Below are 3,142 nucleotides of genomic sequence, written 5' to 3' on the forward strand. Positions count from 1 at the left end.
GGTTAGCAGACGCGATCGAAGCGATCGCGCGACCGCCTTGAGAATATTGCGTCGCTTCCTCCGACAGTGCTCCTGACAGTTGGTTGACAGGAGTTTTCAACTGTGCAGAATTGGTTGGACCATTGGACCACTCGGAGGAAATGTGGACCAGAACAGCCTGCCACCCATTCAAATCACGGCGCGCGACGACGCCGTGTTGAAGGCGTTGGTGGGATTTGTTCGCGCCGAAGCCCTGCAGCTGGGCGACAGACTCCCAACCGAACGCATTCTCGCCGAGCGGCTGAAGGTCAGCCGCAACACCGTGCGCGAGGCTCTGACACGCTGGGAAGGGCTCGGCCTCGTCGAACGCCGGCAAGGCAGCGGCACCTATCTCAAGGCGGCTGTTTCGCCTGATATGCTGCACATGCCGCTGACACTGGCCGGCGGCAATGATTTCACCAGCCTGATGCAGACGCTGGAGATCCGCCGCGCGCTGGAGGCGGAGGCAGCAGCCCTTTGCGCCGAACGCGCCAGCCAAGCCGATATTGCCGAGATCGCACGCAAGCTCGACATCATGGAACAGGCGTTCCGCACGCGCGAGGGCATGTCGTCGGAAGAGGATTGGGAGTTCCACCAGGCGATCTACCGGGTCTCGGGCAATCCGCTGTTCGAGCAGATCATCGCCGCCATGCATGAGCTGTTTCACCGCTTCTGGGAGCATCCGCTCGGCGTGCGTGACTTCGGCCACGCCAGCTTTCCCTACCACCGGACCATCTACGAACGCATTGCTGCCCGCGATCCGCAGGGCGCTCGCGCCGAGGCGCTCAAGCTGATCGCCACCGTCGAGGACGACCTCAAGCGCGGCGCGGCCAAACTCAAACTCTCGAGCCAGACATGAACGAGCATCCATCAGGTTTCGATTACGAGTATCTCACCGAAGCGGCCACGCTTTTGGCGCATGACGAACCGTTCCCCGGCGGTGCGGTGGTGCCGCCGATCTACCAGACCTCGCTGTTCACCTTCGCCAACTATGCCGAGATGGCCGATACCTTTGCCGGCAAACGAAGGCAGCCGATCTACTCGCGCGGCGACAATCCCACGGTGATGGAGTTCGAGGCGCGCGTGGCAGCGCTCGAGGGCGCAGAAGCCGCGCGCGGCTTTTCCAGTGGCATGGCGGCGATCAGCGCCACAGTGCTTGCGTTCGTCGGTGCGGGCGAGCGCATCGTGGCGGTGCGCAATTGCTATGGCGATGCCTACCGTTTGTTCGAGCGGCTGTTGCCGCGCCTCAACATCAAGGTCGACTATGTCGACGGCTCCGAGCCGGATGCGGTCGCGGCGGCACTTCCCGGCGCCAAGCTGCTTTATCTGGAAAGCCCGACCTCGATGATGTTCGAGCTGCAGGACATCGCGCATCTGACACGGTTGGCCAAGGAACAGGGCATCGTCACCACGATCGACAATTCCTGGGCGACGCCGGTGTTCCAGAAGCCGATCACGCATGGCGTCGACCTGGTGCTGCATTCGGCCTCGAAATACCTTGGCGGCCACAGCGATACGGTCGCGGGCGTCGTGGCGGGTTCGGCTGCCTACATCAAGCACATCAACGAGCAGACCTATTCCTATCTCGGCGGCAAGCTGTCACCGTTCGAGGCGTGGCTTTTGCTGCGCGGCCTGCGCACGCTGCCGCTGCGCCTGCCGCACCACATGAAGAGCGGCCTGACCATCGCCGAACGGCTGAAGGCGCATGCCGCTGTCGAGCGGGTCAACCATCCCGTCTATTCGAACCACCTGGGCAAGGCGACGCTGGCCGGCTATGCCGGGCTGTTCTCCTTCGAGGTTACGGACGAGATCGACATCCCCGTCTTCGTCGACGCGCTGAAATATTTCCGCATCGGCGTCAGTTGGGGCGGGCATGAAAGCCTGGTCGTGCCGGCCAAGGCGTCGCTGGAGCAGACGCCGGGCCTGAATTCGATGGCGCGCTTCGGCGTCAGCCCCCGAACCATCCGCTTCAATGTCGGATTGGAGAGTGTCGAAGACCTGTGGGCTGACGTCGCCCAAGCCTTCGAAAAAGCCAGAAAATAACAAGCGGGTTCAAAATGGGAGTCTTGAACATGAAAAAACTGACCGTCATGCTTGCCACCGTTGCGGGACTGGCGATTTCCGCCGGAAATGCTGTGGCCGATTCGACCCTGAAAATGGTCGAAGTCATCACCAGCCCGCCACGCACCGAATTCCTGAAGAAGCAGATCGCGGAGTTCGAAACGGCCAATCCAGGCATCAAGGTCGAGCTGATCTCGCTGCCCTGGGGGCAGGCGTTCGAGAAATTCCTGACCATGGTGCAGGCCGGCGATACGCCCGACGTGGTCGAGATGCCGGAGCGCTGGATGGGCCTCTATGCCAACAATGCCCAACTCGAGGATCTCGGCCCGTATATGGCCAAATGGGATGACGCCAAGACGCTTGGCGACCGCGCGAAACAGTTCGGCTCGACCGTCAACAACACCCAGTTCATGATCCCCTACGGCTACTATGTGAACGCGCTGTTCTGGAACAAGAAACTGTTCAAGGAGGCCGGCCTCGATGGCCCGCCGGCGACGCTTGAAGATTTCGTCGCCGATTCCAAGAAGATTTCCGCGCTCCCGGGCAAGTACGGCTACTGCCTGCGCGGCGGGCCGGGCGCCTTCAATGGCATGCACATGTTCATGAACATCGCCGCCGGCAAGGGCGGTTACTTCAACGAGGACGGCACTTCGACGATCAACGAGGAGGGCTCGGTCAAGGGCCTGCAGATGCTGGCCGACATGTACAAGGACGGACTGGCGCCGAAGGATGCGGTGAGCTGGGGTTTCAACGAAACGGTCACCGGCTTCTATTCCGGCACCTGCGCCATGCTCAACCAGGATCCGGACGCGCTGCTCGGCATCGCCGACAAGATGAGCGCCGACGATTTCGCGGTAGCGCCATTGCCGGTCGGGCCGAGCGGCAAATCCTATCCGACACTCGGCTATGCCGGTTGGGCCATGTTCGCCAACTCGCAGCACAAGGACGACGCCTGGAAGCTGATGGCGACCCTTTTGTCGCCGAAGGACAATCTGGAATGGGCCAAGGAAGTCGGCGTCGTCCCGATCCACAACGGTGCCGACCAGGATCCCCATTTCAAGAC

At 61.9% G+C, this 3,142-nt stretch carries 3 protein-coding genes; all 3 read left to right on the plus strand.

Going from position 1 to position 3,142, the window contains the following annotated elements; genetic code table 11:
* Positions 1-142 precede the first annotated feature (142 nt).
* Complete coding sequence (locus EN925_RS29650; RefSeq protein ID WP_013531928.1) at positions 143-877, plus strand: FadR/GntR family transcriptional regulator; 735 nt, start codon at positions 143-145, stop codon at positions 875-877.
* Positions 874-2,061, plus strand: coding sequence for a PLP-dependent transferase (locus EN925_RS29655; protein ID WP_127385646.1), 1,188 nt, complete (start codon positions 874-876; stop codon positions 2,059-2,061). The genes EN925_RS29650 and EN925_RS29655 overlap by 4 nt, the downstream gene beginning before the upstream one ends.
* A 29-nt stretch (positions 2,062-2,090) precedes the next feature.
* Positions 2,091-3,142, plus strand: a 1,052-nt coding sequence (locus tag EN925_RS29660) for a sugar ABC transporter substrate-binding protein (RefSeq protein WP_164894469.1), incomplete at its 3' end; no start/stop codon positions are given.

Origin of the sequence: Mesorhizobium sp. M7A.F.Ca.US.006.04.2.1 (genome assembly GCF_004022915.1) — a bacterium.
Lineage (GTDB): Bacteria > Pseudomonadota > Alphaproteobacteria > Rhizobiales > Rhizobiaceae > Mesorhizobium > Mesorhizobium ciceri.